Origin of the sequence: Afifella marina DSM 2698, assembly GCF_900102695.1 — a bacterium.
GTDB lineage: Bacteria > Pseudomonadota > Alphaproteobacteria > Rhizobiales > Afifellaceae > Afifella > Afifella marina.
Window position 1 is genome coordinate 176,192 of sequence record NZ_FMVW01000005.1, and the last position, 14,809, is coordinate 191,000.

The following is a 14,809-nucleotide window of genomic DNA, read 5'->3' on the forward strand; positions in this document are numbered from 1 at the left end:
CGCTTCTGGCGTGAGCCGTGCGAGCGATGTGGCGAATGGTAGCGCGAAACGGGTTCTTCGCCAGGGCCGAGTGTGCATCATCGATGTGAAAGACCAATGATGGCCGGCTGTCGGCAGGAGTTCTCAAGAGGTGGTCTCGACAAGGGGCCGGCGGTGGGGCAAGGCCGGCTTCATCCGATTTCAGGAGCGCGGCGTGACGAGCAAGGGGATGGAGCGGGTGGACGGCGGTGCCGACGGCAGCCTCGGGGCAGGGGGTGATGCGCCGAGCCGTGCAGATTTCGCCCGACACGTCACGCTCGTCACCGTCGCCTACAATTCGGCCGAGGCGCTGCGCTGGCAGGGCGCGCATTCGGCAAGGCTGCCGGGCGTCGTCGTCGACAATGGCAGCTCGGACGCAACGCGGGAGGTGGCGGGGGAGCGCGGCCTCGGCCTCCTGGCGTTCGATCAGAATTGGGGGTTCGGGCGCGGCGTCATGGCCGGCCTTTCCGCCGTCACGACGGAATTCGCGCTCGTCATCAATCCGGATGCGGCGATGTCGGAGGAGGCCGTCACGGCGCTTCTTGCCGCGGCGGAGCGCTATCCGGATTGCGCGCTCTTCGTGCCGCGCATCGTCAACGAGACGGGCAAGGTGTTCTTCCGGGTCTCCTCGGCGCTGGAGCCGCGCCAGAAGCACCGTCGTCCGCCGGAGGGCGATGCCTGCATCGCGATGCTGTCGGGGGCGGTGATGCTCGTCCGCGTGGCGCCATTTCTTGCCTTCGGCGGCTTCGATCCGGCGATCTTTCTCTATTTCGAAGACGACGAGCTCGCCTTTCGCTACCGGGCCGCGCGGCGCCCGATCATCTATGTGGCCGAGGCGGAGGCGGTGCATCTCGGCAACCGGTCATCCGGGCGCTCATCGGGGCGGCCGGCGAAATCGAACCGCGTCAAAGACATCTCTTTCGGCTGGTCGCACGCCTATGTGATGGAGAAAACCGGGCGAGGGGCGGCGCGGGGGAGCCGGGCGCTCGCCGTTCTGCGGATGACCGGCAGCATGGCCGTGTGCCTTGTCAGCGGACGTTTCGGAAAGCTGCGGCGGGAGGCCTACAGGCTTGAAGGTTTTCTGATGCGGCTGCAGAGGCGCCCGGCGCCGTTTCTGCCGCCGGGCGAGCCGAAATACGTGGCACGCGACCTTCCTCACGCAATGGTGTCAGAGGAAAATTAGACGGCGAAACAGGTTTCTGCCGGCTGTCGCAGAAATTGTGAAGCTCGCGCCGGGGCGGCTTTTCGGCAGGGGCGATCCGGTTGCGTCTTATTTTAGCTAATTTGTACAGGTTAAAGACAAAGCGCTGAAGATGTGCGCTCTTTGCTGGCGTCGGCGCGGCGCTTGGAGCGTCACTGTTGTCGCGTAAGCATTTTCAACCTTCGGTGATTTCTTATTGCTGGAATTCCCCGGCAAGTTTTATAATTGAGTCGCCAATGGACGAAATGCACATATTTGTGCAATGTGATGCGGTGTTTATGGGGGCCGGCACAGATCGCGCTGCGCTAGGACGCGGCTGCGAAAATACTGGGGGCTGGCGACATATCTGTCGCGATTAGGTGAGACTTACGTGCCGGTTACTGCGTCCAACGGTGAATTGCCGTTGAACGCCGAAGCGTTTACCCAAATCTATCGAAGCAGAGGTCACAGGGGGAGACGAATGCGCGCCAGACGAGAGGAAACCAACGGGCAACGCGGTTCCAGGAGCCAATATGCTCTCGCCAACCAAATCCTGGATATCGTGCGAGATCGGCGGCTTGAAGAAGGCGATCGCCTGGCGGAGGTGGCGCTGGCCACCCAGCTCGGCGTGTCGCGGACGCCGGTGCGTGCTGCCCTCTCTCTCCTCGCTCAGGAAGAGATCGTGCGGGCGCGTCCGAACCAGGGATATGTTCTCCTCAAGGGCTGGACGGCCCTGAAGAGCACGATCCTGGCGGCGCCGAGCAGCAGCGACGACGAGCTTTATCTCGATCTCATTCGCGAGCGCCTGCAGGGCGACATTCCCAATACCGTCACCCAGACGATGCTGCTCGACCGCTTCAAGACGAGCCGGGCCGTGCTTTTGCGCACGCTGTCGCGCATGGCCGAAGAAGGCATCGTGACCAAGAACAAGGGGCGCGGCTGGACCTTCCAGCCGGCGATCGACACCTCGGTGGCGATGCGCAACAGCTACGATTTCCGCATCATGGTGGAGCCCGCCGCTTTGATGCTGGAGACATTCGAGATCGACATGGTGGCGCTCGATCGTGCCCGCGCCCGGCATCTGTGGCTCCTGGAACAGGGCGAGATGCTGGCGCCGAGCAGCCTGGAATTGTTCGCCATCGACGCGCAGTTCCACGAAATGATGGCGGGGTTCTCCAACAACAGCTTCTTCGTGCAGGCGATCCAGCACCAGAACCGGATGCGGCGGCTCCTCGAATATCAAGGCGTTCAGCCCGTTCAACGAATCGTGACCTGGGTGAAGGAGCATATGGAGATCATGGATGCGCTGTGTGCGAACGACCGCGAGCGGGCGGCGCAGCGGATGCGAGCGCATCTCGAAAACGCCTATGTGTCGACCATGAAACTGACCGCGGAAGCCCAGAAAGCCGCCGCTGCGCGCTCCAAGACGAAGGGCCGCGAGCGGTCGAACGCGTCGAGGCGGCGTGAGCGGAACGATGTCTCGGCGGAGAGCGATATCGCCGGATAAGGGGCGCCGCCTCTCGTTCGGCGATCTTTTCGCTCGACCCTGCGGAACGCGCGACAAAAGCGCGTTTCGTGCAACCTGGAGCGGAACCAGCCTCCGACTGCCGTGTTTCCTGCCACCGAATGCACTGACGTGCTTGAAGAAATCGGCGCGTCACCGAGGAGGAAGGATACGGTGTTGGTCCAAGACACACTGCTTTACAAACTCTCGCAGGCCGGCAAGGCCCAGCGCGTTTTCGTGGCGGCGAAATTGCGCGAAATCGATCTGCATCCGGGCCAGGACGGCGTTCTGATGCTGCTCAAGGAAAAAGGCGCGATGTGCCTTTCCGATGTCGGGCTCCTGCTCGCCATCCAGCCGCCGACAGTGACGAAGATGACGGTGCGTCTGGAGCGCAACGGCTATATCCGCCGGCGTACGGCCCCGCAGGATCAGCGCAAATGCATGATCGAGCTCACCGAGAAGGGTGAGGACAAAGTCGCCGAGATCGAGGCGCTGTGGCAGCGCGCCGACGAGGATGTGATGCAGTCGGTCTCGCCGATGATGCGCGCCTTCCTCGATGAAGCGCTCGCCGATCTGGAGACGAGCCTCTACCGCAAGGCGGGGCGCTGGAAAGCACCGAGCAACCCGGTTCGCAAGACCGCCGCCGGCGCGGCCTCTTCGAGCGCGGGAGCGGGCGCGCGCGAGGATTCAAATGCGCTTTCGGTGCGGTCGCCGGCCGTTTGACAGCGGACCGGCGGTTGCGCAACATCGCCCGGTTAGGCGCTGTTGCAAGGCAGCTGGTTCAAGGCAGTTGAGATGATCAGACCGCGAGCTCAATCCGGCGGCAATCCCATGGTATCTTCGCCCCCCGTCGCGCAGGCCGACCACAATCTGCCTGACAACGACCTGCAAAGGCAGCTCGCGAAGCTCGGCGAGGAAGTCCTAGTAGAGGACGTGCCGGAGCGCCTGCTTCAGGCGCTTACGGGGGCAGCGCAGACGCCGGAAGAGGCGTCTGACGCGGCGGCCGGAGAGGCGTCGGAGAAAGGGGCCGGGGCTTCGGCCGAGCTTTATTCTCTCAAGTCGACGAAAAACGACGATTAAGTCTCGCATTTAAGTCGAGCGTTATGCCGAGAGATTGCGCCGGGGGATTTTCCCGGGGCGGCGGTCGGCTCGGCGTGACCGGCCGGCATTGCGACCGCGCGGCAGCAGAGCGTTGCGGGGGATCCGTCCGCAGATCAGCAGCCGAGAGCAGCGGCCGAGACCTGGGTCGGCGGGTCGTTTGTACCCAGGCGCTCTTTTGCGTCGCTTCCACCCACTGCGGCTCCCTCGAAACGGGTCTTATCCGTGTTTGGCGGGGGTTTCGGTCTCGGTGCTGCGGGCGTCTTCGGCTGCCGTCTCGTCGTCGCTTACCCGACCGAGGAGCTCGGTGAGGCGGGCACGGGCGCGCGAGACGCGCGAGCGCACCGTGCCGATCGGGATATCGAGCATCTCGCCCGCTTCCTCGTAGCCGACGCCTTCGACCGCCGTCAAAAGCAGGATCTCGCGATGCTCCGGCGAGAGATGGGCGAAGGCCTGCCGCACCTCCTGGAGAGCCACGGCAGATTCCTGGCCGGGCTTGCTGTGGGTGCTCGCCTCGTGCGTCAGATCCTCTTCCACCCGACGCCGGTTGGCACTCTTGCGCAGATCGTTCTTGTAGATGTTGCGCAGGATGGTGAAGAGCCAGGCTTTCAGATTGGTGCCGTCTTCATAGCGCCCCAACGAGGCGACGGCGCGCACCAGGCATTCCTGCACCAGATCGTCCGCCCATTCCGGGTTCTGGACGAGATATCTGGCAAAGCGGCGCAGATGCGGGATCAGCTCAGCGATCTCGCGACGGACCTTGTCATTCCGGTCGTCACCGGTCGTCATTGCACCGTTTGCCCGCTCTCTTCCCCAACGCCCGGTTCCGCGCAAGAATCACCCGCGGCGGCGAAGCCTGCCATATTTTACCGGGGTTTCACGCCTAAGGTCGTTAGGCGGCTACGTGTTTTTGATACCTGGAGCCGCGTTTGAATACTAAGTTTGCTCAGGTTAATGTCGGCGCGGCTGGGTTCGTATAGGCTGATCCTTCGGGTGTCGGTCGGACGGGCAGCTTCGTCCGGATCGGGGGAGAATATGAACACGCAGGTTTCCGACGACGTGAAACACGCGGTGGCTCGTCTTCGCCGCTACGCCTTCTGCCTGTTCGGCTCGCTGCCGCAGGCCGACGAGGTCATCGAACGCTGCCTGCGCCGGTTCGATCCGGCCCGCCTCGACGGGCAGGGCGATCCACTCATCATCCTCTTTCGCCATTTCCACGAGCTGGGCGCGTCCGAGATCTCGCCTTTGTGGGTCAGCAACGGCCGCGCCATCGGGCAGGAAGTGCTTCATGGCGGTCTCCTGCGTCTGCCTTTGAAAGAACGCGAGGCCGTTGCCCTAAAATCCGTGTGCGGCTTTCGGGCGGACGAGGTGGCGACGATCCTCGGCATCAGTCCGGATCGGGCGCAGCATCTCGTTGCCGAAGGCTACCGGATGCTCACCTCGCCGAGCTTGTCGGCGTTGATCATCGAGGATGAGCCGCTGCTGGCGCGCGACATTTCCGGCATCGTGTCGGGGATGGGCATCGAGGTCGTCGGCATGGCCAGCAAGGAGAGCGAAGCGGTCTTCAAGGCCGCGGAGAAGCGGCCGCATCTCATCCTCGCCGACGTCCGCCTCGCCGAGGGCAACGGGCTCAACGCCGTCAACACCATCCGCCGCTTTCACGAGGCGCGGGTCATGTATCTGACGGCTTTCCCGGGCGAAGTTCTGCGCTCGGTGGGCGAGCGCGATGCCCTGATCGTGCGCAAGCCTTTCGAGCGCGTTGCCGTCGAGGCCGCGGTGCGCCAGCTCGCCGGACTTGAAATGGTGTCCTGACGGCGCTGTCATAGAAAGCCGCTGGGAAGGCCGTTGGGAAGGCCGTTGGGAAGGCCGCAGGCATTCGCCCCTGTCGGCCGCCGTCTGATCCCGAGCTCCGTCGATCTCGACAAGGCCATCGCCTCTCACACCGACGCGAAGCTTTCAAGCGGGCTCGACATCAACAGGCGCACGATTTCAACGAGCGCTCTCTGATCGATCGGTTTCGGCAGATAGGGGGCATCGGCCAAGTCCGGTTCCAGAAGATCCTGCGGGCGATAGGCGCTGGCGATGACATAGGGCACGCCCTTGCGGCGCAGATCGCGCGCCACTTCCGTCGAAATCTCGTCCTGCAGGTTGAGGTCGAGGAGGGCGACCGCGAAATTCTTCTCCGCCACCATGCGACGCGCCTCGGCGACGTCGGCGGCGAGACCGACGACCGGCCATCCGGCCGATTCCACGGCTTCCTGCATGACGGAGGCGAGGAGCGGGGAATCCTCGACGATCAGGATCGAGCCTTTTGGCAAAGCGGGCTCCGCCCCATCCTTGCCGTTTTGCCCGCTGCGTGCGGCCGCCGGCAAAACGTGCTGCGGCGCCTCCTTCATCTGCGGAATGCGGAAGGTGCACAGAACACCCTGGGGGCGGAATTCCAAGCGCACCTTTTCACGTAGCTCGGTTTCCATCATCGAGCGGATGACAAAGCTGCCGAAGCCCTCATTGGCGGGCGGCTGCAGGGCCTCCGGGGCGGTCTCGTCCCAGGAAAACAGATGACCGTTGCGCAGATCGTCGCGTTCCCAGCTGATCTTGAGATGGCCTCCCGGAGCGGAGAGCGCTCCGAAACGGGCGGCGTTGGCGGCGAGTTCGTGCAGGCTCAAGGCGAGGCTCTGCGTGAGGCGCGGGGTCAAGATCACATCGGGCCCATCGATTTGGACGCGGGCATTGGCGCGGCCGCCGGCGGCCCTCAAGGCCCCTTCGACCAGATCGCGCAACAGCGCCCCGTCCCAGCCGGATCGGCTCAAAAGCTCGTGCGCATCCGCGAGCGCCTGAATGCGCCCCCGCAGGGAGCGGATGAAGGAATCGATGGAATGCGTCTCGCTGCGGCTTTGCGTGGCAATGGCGCTGATATTGGCGAGCATGTTCTTCACACGGTGATCGAGCTCGGCCAGGAGCACCGTTTGACGCCGCTGGATTTCGAGAAGCTCGCTCACGTCGGAGGCGAAGCCGAAGAGGCGGCTCGGGCGCCCTTCCTTGTCGAAGACGAGATAGGCACGGTCCCAGACGTCGATCCAATGACCATCCGCATGGCGGACGCGGTATGTCGCCTCAAAACTGTCGCGTTCGCCGCGTCTCAGCTCGGTGCCGAGGGCCCGCAGCCTGTCGCGGTCGTCGGGATGAACACGTTCGATCCACCAGGGCAGGAACGAGGTGCCGCCATGGCTTTCGCCGACGAGCCTCTCCAGGCCTTCGCTCGCCGTCACCTGCCCCGTCGCCATGTCGCGCTGGTAGACGACGCCTGCCACGGCGCGCAGGGAAAGACGGTACCGGGCGGCGTTGTCGGCAAGCTCGGCCTGCGCCTTCTTGGCGGCGCTGATGTCGTAAATGACGCCATAGGCGTGCGTTCCCTGGTCGCTGCCATGGCATTCGGCGGCCGAAGCGAGCCAGCGGATTTCGCCCTCCGGGCGGGTGATGCGGAACTCGATCGATAAAGGCCGGCCCTCCTCGATGAGGGCCGTCACCTCGCGCGACACGCGCTCGCGATCGGCGGGATGGACGAAGGCGAGGGCTTCGTCATGGGTGAGCGGATCGCTTCGCTCCCGAACGCCGAAGATCTCGAAGGTGGTCTCGTCCCAATAGGAAAGATCCTCATCCCTGTGCCGGACCCAGGTGCCGATATGGGCACTGTCGAGCGCCAGACGCAGGCGCCGCTCCTGCGCCTGCAGCCTCGTTTCGGCACGCTGCCGTTCGATCGCCACGGCGAGAATGTTGGCGACGGCCTGGACGAAGCCGATGTCCTCGGCGACGAAGCGCTCGGTCTCGCAGGCATGCACGCCGAGCGCGCCCCAGGGATTGTCCTTCTTGCCGATGAGGACGGTCACGCCGCTCTTGATGCCGTGTTCGAGAAAGATGTTGCTCTCTTCGAAGCGGGATTCGTGGGCCATATCGCTGGTGACGACAGGTTGCCCGGAGGACAGGGCGAAGGACGCTTTGGAGCCTGTGCGGGCGCTGACGAGATGCGTGCCGACGAGGCCCGTCCGCCAGCCGGAGCCGGCGGTCAGAAGAAAGTTCTCTTTATCGGGCAGGAGCCGCAGGATGGCGGTGTGGTCGCAGCCGAGCGCCTTGCCGACACCGGAGACCGCCTCGTCCAAGAGCTCGTCGAGAGGAGCTCCGACGAGCGCGTGATTGCCGAGAGCGGCGACGATCGCCTGCTGCTCTTCGCGCCGCAACAGGCGGGCGCGGGCGTCGTCTTTCTCCGCGGGAGTGGCGCTCTCGCCCGCGCCCAAGGCCGCGAGCCGCGCCCTCAGTTCGGCGTTCTCCCGCTTCAGGTCTTCAAGCCGGTCCGCCGTCGGCGATCTCAGGTTTTTTTTGTGCATTCCCAACCGCTTCTGACGGCGGAACATCCGCTGCCTTCTTGCGGTGAACGGCTGATCCCCGTCCTGGGTTGCGGTGGGCCGGCGGAGATCTTCGCCGGCCCGGAATTTTACGTGTCCGCCGCGGCGTCAGCCGCCGAGGCTTTCCTTGACCACCGGCAGGCCGTCCTCGCCGGAGAAGGTTTTTACGCCCTCAAGCCATTTGTCGAGCGTGTCGGGATGGGCTTCGAGCCATTCCTTGGCGGCCGCACGGGCTTCCTTGTTGTCGTCCAGGATCGCGCCCATGATTTCGTTTTCCATCGGCAGCGTGAACTTCAGGTTCTTCAGGAACTGGCCGACATTCGGGCATTCGTCGAGATAGCCTTCGCGGACATTCGTGTAGATCGTGGCGCCGCCGTAATCGGGGCCGAAGACATCGTCGCCGCCGGAGAGATATTTCATGTCATAATTGGCGTTCATCGGATGCGGCTCCCAGCCGAGGAAGACGATCGGCTCGTCGCGCTTGATGGCTCTCCCGACCTGGGCGAGCATGCCCTGCTCTGAGGATTCCACGAGCTCGAAATCGCCAAGGCCGAACTGGTCGTCCTCGATCATGCTCAAGATGAGACGGTTGCCGTCATTGCCGGGTTCGATGCCGTAGATCTTGCCGCCGAGCTCGTCCTTGAACTCGGCGATGTCGTCAAAGCTCTTCAGGCCCTGGTCGTAGGTGTAGGCGGGTACGGCGAGCGTATATTTGGCGCCGGTGAGGTTGGCGGGCTCCAACGTTTCCACCGAACCGTCCTCGCGATAGGGCGCGATGTCGGCCTCCATCGTCGGCAGCCAGGTGCCGAGGAAGACGTCGATGTCCTTGTTCTTCAGCGACGCGTAAGTGACCGGCAGAGACAGGACTTTCACGTCCGGCTTGTAGCCGAGGCTTTCCAGCACCACCGAGGCAAGCGCCGTCGTCGTCGTGATATCGGTCCAGCCGACATCGGAAAAGCGCACGGTCTTGCAGGCGTCGGGGGCGCTTTGCGAGAGCGCCGGGCCTGCAAGCGACAAAGCGAAGATGCCGCCGGAGAGGGCGGCAAGAAGCTGTCGGGCGATGGGCGTCATTCGGTGTCTCCGTCTTGGTTTTTGAACGCGTGCCGCGCGGCTTACGGCGCCAGGCCCGCCGGTGCGGCTGGTTCTCAGGCGGCCGGCGACGCGGCGGCGGCATCGAAACACCATCGCTGCGGAATGGCAATGTTTGCTTGATTGACTGATCAATCAAAAAAAAGCAGAAGAGCGGCAGGAGACGACAATGCCCCGCATCGGAATGGAACCCGTGCGCCGCAAGGCGCTCATCGACGCCGCCATCGAAGCCATCCATCAGGAAGGCATGGCGCATATCACCATGGGCACGATCGCCAAGCGGGCCGGCGTGTCGGCCGGGCTCGCGCATCATTATTTCGGCGGCAAGGACAAGCTCCTGCTCGCCACCATGCGCCATCTCCTCTCCGAACTCGGCGAGGAGATGCAGAGATGCCTGAAAAACGCGGCGACGCCGCGGGCCCGCATCAGCGCCATCATCGCCGGGAATTTTTCGGCGGCCCAGTTTCGTCCGGCCGTCATTTCCGCCTGGCTCGCCTTCTACGAAGCGGCGCAGACGGAGCCCGAAGCGCGGCGTCTCCTGCGCGTCTATACGCGGCGGCTTGAAAGCAATCTCCTGCACGCGCTGCAGGAATTGGTGGCGCGCGAGGAGGCCGTGCGGATTGCGGAGACGGTCGCCTCGCTCATCGATGGGGTGTGGATCCGCCGTTCGCTGGCCGGCCCGGCCGATCCGGACGGCGCAGCCGCGCTCCTCGAAGACGCCGTCGATGCTCTTTTGTTGCGGAAACACCCTCATGCGTGAAGTCGACTTCATCATCATCGGCGCCGGCTCCGCCGGCTGCGTGCTCGCCAACCGGCTGTCAGAGGACGGGCAGAACAGCGTGCTCGTGGTGGAATATGGCGGCAGCGATGTCTCGCCCTTCATCCAGATGCCCGCGGCCTTCTCGATCCCGATGAATACGAGCCGCTACGATTGGGGTTATCGCAGCGAGCCCGAGCCGCATCTTGGCGGCCGGTCGCTCGCCTGCCCGCGCGGCAAGGTGATCGGCGGCTCCTCATCGATCAACGGCATGGTCTATGTGCGCGGCCATCCTCAGGATTTCGATACCTGGCAGGAGATGGGAGCAGGCGGCTGGGGCTATGCCGACGTCGCGCCGTATTTCCAGCGGCTGGAGACGAGCCATGGCGGCGAGGCCGGCTGGCGCGGCAGCGACGGGCCGATGCATGTGACGCGCGGCATGATGCGCAATCCACTTTATTCGGCCTTCATCCGGGCGGGTTCTGAGGCGGGTTATCCGCTCACCTTCGATTACAACGGCTCGGCTCAGGAAGGCTTCGGGCCGATGGAGATGACGGTGTGGCGCGGCCAGCGCTGGTCGTCGGCCCAGGCCTATCTGCGCCCGGCCTTGAAGCGGGCGAATGTCGAGCTCATGAGCAATACGCTGGCGGAGCGCATCCTGTTTGAGGATCGTCGGGCCGTCGGGCTCGTCGTCTCCCGCGGCGGTGCCCGCGAGACGATCCGGGCAAGGCGGGAAATCATCGTCTCCGCCTCGTCGATCAATTCGCCGAAGCTCTTGATGCTCTCCGGCATCGGGCCGGCCGAGCATTTGCGGGAACAGGGCATCGATGTCGTTGCCGACAGGCCGGGCGTCGGCGGCAATCTGCAGGACCATCTCGAAGTCTATGTGCAGCAGGAATGCCGCAAGCCGGTCACGCTCAACCCGCATCTCGGGCTCGTCGGCCGCGGGCGAATCGGTACGCGCTGGCTTTTGACGCGCACCGGTTTCGGCGCCACCAACCATTTCGAGGCCTGCGCCTTCATCCGCTCCGCGCCGGGCGTCGAATATCCCGATCTGCAGATGCATTTCCTGCCGGCGGCGGTGCGCTATGACGGCAGTGCGGCGGCGAGCGCGCATGGCTATCAGATCCATATCGGGCCGATGCGCTCACCCTCGCGCGGCTCTGTGCGGCTGAAGGGGCCGGACGCTCCTACGGCGCCTGCGATCCGCTTCAATTACATGAGCCACGAGCAGGATTGGCGGGATTTCCGGGCGGCGATCCGGCTTGCCCGCGAGATCTTTGCGCAGCCGGCCTTCGGCGAGTTCTCAGGCGAAGAGCTTGCGCCCGGGCCGGAGGTGATGAGCGATGCGGCACTCGACGATTTCGTACGAGGCGAGGTCGAAAGCGCCTATCACCCTTGCGGCACCTGTCGCATGGGGGCCGCCGATGATGTCGGCGCCGTCGTCGATCCGCAATGCCGGGTGATCGGGGTCGACGGGCTCAGAGTGGCCGATTCCTCCATCTTCCCGCAGATCACCAACGGCAATCTCAACGCGCCCTCGCTGATGGTGGGCGAGAAGGCCGCCGACCATATTCTGGGGCGCAGCCTTCTGCCGCGTTTCGAGCGCGAGCCGGTGACCGTCTCCGGCTGGGCGGTGAGCCAGCGCAGCAAGCTGCCGCATCACGATCTCGCCGCCTGACGGGCGTGGCGCGGTGGCGCGCAAAGCGGCGATGAACGAAGAGATGCTGCCCTGCATTTCGAAGCATCGTCGGCGCAAGCTTGAGCCGGTAAAGGAGAGTTCGCAGGCGCTTTCCACAGGTGGGGCCGCGCTCGTTGCGCGGGGGCGTAACCAACGGTTAAGCATAACGCGCACTTACTGTCGCGGAGTTGAAACGCTTTTGAATCAAAGGGCGTTGTCATCTGCGAAGGAGGGACTTTGCCATGGGCGAAGATGCCAAGATCATACTCCTGATGCAGGAAGTCTATCAGCCGGGAGATCCGGCACGCAGCTGCGCCGCCAACGCCCTCATCCGCGCCCTGCGCGCCAAGCGCGACCTGTGCCGCGAGGAAGACCGGATCGCCCGCGAAGTGGCCCTCAGCTCCGGCGCCCATGGGGCCGAAGAGGTGCGGCGGCTTTGCCGGCTCGTCGCGTAAGATCGACGCCGGTGTGTTGAAGGGTGCGCTTCGACGGCCGGGGCGCGGCGGGATCACGCCTTGTAAGGCGCCGGCTTGGCAGCTACATGGGCGAGCGTCCTGCCACCACAGACACCTCGGACCTCCATGCGCGCCATTCTCGACGTTATCCTTCTGATCCTCAATCTTTATACCTGGGTGATCATCGCCAGCGCGATCTTCTCGTGGCTTTATGCCTTCAACGTCGTCAATCCGCGCAATCAGGTGGTCTCGACGATCGGGCGCATGCTGTATCAGCTGACGGAGCCGGTGCTGCGGCCGATCCGGCGCTTCGTGCCGGCCTTCGGCGGTCTCGACATCTCGCCGATCATTGCGATCCTTCTCATCTTTCTGCTGCAGCGGATCATCGTCTATTACATCTATCCCGTCGTCTTTTGAGCGAGCCGTTCATTTCGATACGAATGAAAGCGGTGAGCTCTACCTGTGCATTTAGAAAAATGGCCGCAGGCAGAGGTGGTTGCGAGTTTGCGCTTCGTTTAGTAGTTGTATATTTCTATTCGAATCGCTGGAGCGCACCTTGAGCGATCATGGCATGTTCGGCAAAATTATATCATACCCAGTTTATATATTTTATTGGGTGATGGGCACTTCTGGCGCCTTGGTGTTGGCTCTTTCTTATGTCAACTCCAATGATCACGATGGGCGATTCCGGAATATATATAGTTATATCATTTCAGATCCCTATGCGTTATGGGCTTATGAGCATCGTTATATTATTGTATTTGTGTGCCTAACAATGCTCATAATATGGTTTAATATAAAATTGATTCACGAACGCAGAAAATTCTATAAAACGCTTGAAAACATCTTGTCGCTGAAGGCGAAATTTGATTCGCTTGAGGGTGTCCTTGCCGAAAATGGAAATAATACATCTGAACTTAAGGAACACATCGTTTCCGAGCTTACGCATATAGCTAATATTAATTCGGTTGTGTTCCGAGATTTGACGGGACACGACTGCCATTTTTCTCTGAAGACCCTCTCTGGAAATGGCTCCATAGGAACGGCGGCGCGAAGCCAATGGGATTCTTCCAATGCACGAGATCGCGTCGATTCTGATTTGTGTTCGTTTGATTACAGAAAGAATACAGCATTTTTCGAGATAATAGAGAAGAAAAAATACTATTTTTATAGCAATCATCTTATTTTAAGGTGGATCTGTCGGCGTTACGTGAATGCTAATAGAAATTGGCGCCGTTATTACCGCGCTTGTGTGGTGACCCCGATAACTTCGGCGCAATCTATAAATGAAATTAATACAAAAAATACATTTGGCTTTGCGTGCATTGACAGCAAAAAAGCTTATTTTAACAATAGAATTAGTTATCTAATACTCACATTCTCAACTTCTCGATGTCTCGATGTGATGTATCGCCTTTCTAAGAAGGTGCGGCGCTAGATAGGAGGCTTGGAATGACCAAAATGGCATTCGTCATGTCCAATTCACGGTTTGTTGGAGATTTGGATCGCGTGCAATTTGAGCAGGCGCGGGATGATGTTATTGGGTTTCTTGAAGACGCATTCCGACACCAAGCTGAGCATACGATCGCGCATGCTCCCGAGCGTGGCAACGATCGTACGGCTAATTTGCATGAAGGGTGTCACACCAGAATTCGTTGATATATCCGCGCGTTCGGCGATCTAGGAATGGTGATGATATTATTCATGCAGCGCGTGCTAAATAGTGTCAGAATTTCCATTATCTTTTGAGCGATCCGTTTAGGGCGACCTCCGAGGGGCTCCTGCTTTCGGTGCGTCTGACGCCGAAGGCCGCCAAGGATGCGCTCGAAGGGGTGGAAGAGCTTGCCGACGGGCGCGCCGTCATAAAGGCGCGCGTGCGGGCCGTGCCGGAAAAGGGCGCGGCCAACAAGGCGCTCGAAAATCTGGTGGCGAAGGCGCTCGGTGTGCCGAAGAGTTCGGTGTCGGTCGCAAGCGGGGGGACGAGCCGCGTGAAGGTGCTGCTTCTCGCCGGCGATGCGGACGCGCTTAAGAAGAAGCTTCAGAGTGTCGTCTGAACGCTCGACCGCTCTTAGAGCTTGAACGAAAAAACCGCGACGGGCATGCGCCGCTCGCCGAAAAGCGTCTGCGCCATGGAGCGGATTTCGCCGCCGCGGCGCTCGTAGAATTCGAGCGCGCGGGCGTTTTCCGTCAAAGCGCGGACGATGAGGCGGGTGAAGCCGCGCTCCTTCAAGGTGCGGCAGGTCTCTTCGAAGAGCAGGCGTCCGCCGCCGATGCCCTGATATTCCGGCAGGAGATAGAGCTCGTAGATCTCGGCCGTACGGGCATGAGAGCGCTGTCTGGCGACGCCGAAGGTGGCATAGCCGGCGATCACGCCGCCCACTTCCAGAACGAGGACATTGCGCCTGCGGCCGATCACCTCCACCCAGTGGCGGGGTCCGTGGCGGGCGACCATCTGGCGAAGCGCGACGGCCGGGAGGATGCCGGCATAGGCCTCGCTCCAGGAACGCTCATGCACATCCGCGATGGCGGTTGCGTCGGAATGTTCCGCATAGCGGATATCGATAACGACAGCGCTCATGGGCGAAGCGTAAGCCGCTTCGCCCCTTTCGAGCAATCACTCTCGATAC

The 14,809-nt window shown here is 62.4% G+C and carries 16 protein-coding genes; 12 read left to right on the forward strand and 4 right to left on the reverse strand.

Annotated elements, in window-relative coordinates; all coding sequences use genetic code 11:
- Positions 1–193 precede the first annotated feature (193 nt).
- The 4 genes from BLP76_RS12135 to BLP76_RS12150 all read left to right on the forward strand — a co-directional run bounded on the left by BLP76_RS12135 (position 194) and on the right by BLP76_RS12150 (position 3,782).
- A complete protein-coding gene (locus BLP76_RS12135; RefSeq protein WP_139163741.1) occupies positions 194–1,201 on the forward strand; it encodes a glycosyltransferase in 1,008 nt (335 codons plus the stop codon).
- A gap of 478 nt (positions 1,202–1,679) precedes the next feature.
- On the forward strand, positions 1,680–2,705 hold the full coding sequence (locus tag BLP76_RS12140; RefSeq protein ID WP_092813279.1) for a GntR family transcriptional regulator: 1,026 nt from the start codon (positions 1,680–1,682) through the stop codon (positions 2,703–2,705).
- 174 nt (positions 2,706–2,879) lie between these two features.
- Positions 2,880–3,425 carry a MarR family winged helix-turn-helix transcriptional regulator gene (locus BLP76_RS12145; RefSeq protein ID WP_092813282.1) on the forward strand — a complete coding sequence of 182 codons (546 nt, stop codon included), beginning with the start codon at positions 2,880–2,882 and terminating at the stop codon, positions 3,423–3,425.
- A gap of 108 nt (positions 3,426–3,533) precedes the next feature.
- Positions 3,534–3,782 (forward strand): hypothetical protein, encoded by a 249-nt coding sequence (locus BLP76_RS12150; RefSeq protein WP_092813285.1) that lies wholly within the window; start codon positions 3,534–3,536, stop codon positions 3,780–3,782.
- A 237-nt stretch (positions 3,783–4,019) separates the two neighbouring features.
- On the opposite strand, the gene BLP76_RS12155 is transcribed toward BLP76_RS12150, so the two are convergent.
- Positions 4,020–4,589, reverse strand: coding sequence for a sigma-70 family RNA polymerase sigma factor (locus tag BLP76_RS12155; RefSeq protein WP_200170551.1), 570 nt, complete (start codon positions 4,587–4,589; stop codon positions 4,020–4,022).
- Positions 4,590–4,835: 246 nt separating this feature from the next.
- Here BLP76_RS12155 and BLP76_RS12160 point away from each other — a divergent pair, with 246 nt between their 5' ends.
- Positions 4,836–5,612, forward strand: coding sequence for a response regulator (locus BLP76_RS12160; protein WP_170130477.1), 777 nt, complete (start codon positions 4,836–4,838; stop codon positions 5,610–5,612).
- Between the two features lie 125 nt (positions 5,613–5,737).
- Here the strand turns inward: BLP76_RS12160 and BLP76_RS12165 are convergent, their stop codons facing one another.
- Both BLP76_RS12165 and BLP76_RS12170 read right to left on the reverse strand, forming a co-directional pair.
- Positions 5,738–8,182 (reverse strand): PAS domain-containing protein, encoded by a 2,445-nt coding sequence (locus BLP76_RS12165; RefSeq protein WP_170130476.1) that lies wholly within the window; start codon positions 8,180–8,182, stop codon positions 5,738–5,740.
- Between the two features lie 126 nt (positions 8,183–8,308).
- Entirely contained in the window at positions 8,309–9,271 is a 963-nt protein-coding gene (locus BLP76_RS12170) for a choline ABC transporter substrate-binding protein (RefSeq protein WP_092813294.1), read from the reverse strand.
- Positions 9,272–9,458: 187 nt separating this feature from the next.
- On the opposite strand from BLP76_RS12170, the gene betI reads away from it, so the two are divergent.
- The 7 genes from betI (at position 9,459) to BLP76_RS12195 (ending at position 14,236) form a co-directional block, all read left to right on the forward strand.
- Positions 9,459–10,049, forward strand: coding sequence for a transcriptional regulator BetI (gene betI, locus BLP76_RS12175; RefSeq protein ID WP_092813297.1), 591 nt, complete (start codon positions 9,459–9,461; stop codon positions 10,047–10,049).
- Entirely contained in the window at positions 10,042–11,727 is a 1,686-nt protein-coding gene (gene betA, locus BLP76_RS12180) for a choline dehydrogenase (protein WP_092813300.1), read from the forward strand. Before betI ends, betA begins: the two co-directional genes overlap by 8 nt.
- Positions 11,728–11,969: 242 nt before the next feature.
- Positions 11,970–12,182, forward strand: coding sequence for a hypothetical protein (locus BLP76_RS12185; protein ID WP_092813303.1), 213 nt, complete (start codon positions 11,970–11,972; stop codon positions 12,180–12,182).
- Between the two features lie 126 nt (positions 12,183–12,308).
- Positions 12,309–12,599, forward strand: a complete 291-nt coding sequence (locus BLP76_RS12190; protein ID WP_092813306.1) for a YggT family protein — start codon at positions 12,309–12,311, stop codon at positions 12,597–12,599.
- A gap of 139 nt (positions 12,600–12,738) precedes the next feature.
- A complete protein-coding gene (locus BLP76_RS18620) occupies positions 12,739–13,620 on the forward strand; it encodes a hypothetical protein (RefSeq protein ID WP_139163742.1) in 882 nt (293 codons plus the stop codon).
- Positions 13,621–13,634: 14 nt separating this feature from the next.
- Complete coding sequence (locus tag BLP76_RS18625) at positions 13,635–13,841, forward strand: hypothetical protein (protein ID WP_139163743.1); 207 nt, start codon at positions 13,635–13,637, stop codon at positions 13,839–13,841.
- Positions 13,842–13,927: 86 nt separating this feature from the next.
- Positions 13,928–14,236 (forward strand): DUF167 family protein, encoded by a 309-nt coding sequence (locus BLP76_RS12195; protein ID WP_092813309.1) that lies wholly within the window; start codon positions 13,928–13,930, stop codon positions 14,234–14,236.
- A 14-nt stretch (positions 14,237–14,250) separates the two neighbouring features.
- On the opposite strand, the gene BLP76_RS12200 is transcribed toward BLP76_RS12195, so the two are convergent.
- A complete protein-coding gene (locus BLP76_RS12200) occupies positions 14,251–14,760 on the reverse strand; it encodes a GNAT family N-acetyltransferase (protein ID WP_139163744.1) in 510 nt (169 codons plus the stop codon).
- Positions 14,761–14,809: the final 49 nt, after the last annotated feature.